The following is a 939-nucleotide window of genomic DNA, read 5'->3' on the forward strand; positions in this document are numbered from 1 at the left end:
GCGATGCGGGCCTCACTCGCCGAGAGAGTGAGCGGCGCGCCCAGTAGCTGGACCTCCCCGAGCCGGGGATGGGCCACGGACTGCACGATGCCGGATTGCCGCACCTGGGGATCGGCGAAGACCTGGTCGATGGCGTTGATCGGCCCGCAGGCGATGCCCGCCGCATTCAGCCGCTCCACCCATTCTGCGACAGGTTTTTGCCGCGTGACCGCGCCCAGCGCCGCGTTGAAGGCGGGCCGGTTGGCGAGGCGGGCGTCGGGCTCGGCGAATCTGACATCGGTAATCAGCTCGGGCGCACCGGCGGCCTCGCAGAGCTTGCGGTATTGGCCCTGGCCGGAGGCGCCGATGAGGATCTCGCCGTCGGCGGCGGGATAGACGCCCATGGGGGTGGTGTAGGGGTGATCGTTGCCGCTCTGCCGATAGACCTTGCCGTCCATCAGCCAGGCGGTCGCCTGGAAGTCCAGCATGGCGATCTGCGCCTGCAGCAGCGAAGTCTTCACCCATTGGCCTTCGCCGGTCTTCTCGCGGTCGAGCAGCGCGACCAGGATGCCGATGGCGGCGAAGAGGCCGGAGGAGAGGTCTGCCAGTGGAATCCCGGCGCGCAGCGGGCCATGCCCCGGCAGGCCCGTCACCGACATCATGCCGCCCATGGCCTGGGCGATCAGGTCGAAGCCGGGCCGCGTGCTGTAGGGGCCTTCCTCGCCGAAGCCGGAGATGGAGGCGTAGACGAGCCGCGGATTCACTGCGCGCATCGCCTCGTAGTCGATGCCGAGCCGGTGCTTCACGTCGGGCCGGTAGTTCTCCACCAGCACGTCGGCGCCGACCGCCAGCCGCTTCAGCACCGCCACGCCCTGGGGCGACTTCAGGTCCAGCMCGATSSAGCGCTTGTTGCGGTGCAGGTTCTGAAAGTCCGAGCCGTCGCGCGATCCCGTCATGTCG

1 protein-coding gene is annotated in these 939 nt (G+C 69.1%); it reads right to left on the minus strand.

What is annotated here, in order from left to right:
• On the minus strand, positions 1-939 hold a 939-nt coding region (locus AC1DWF_RS32825), incomplete at both ends, for a CaiB/BaiF CoA transferase family protein (RefSeq protein ID WP_476842695.1).

It is taken from the genome of Aminobacter sp. P4_D5 (assembly GCF_056401815.1).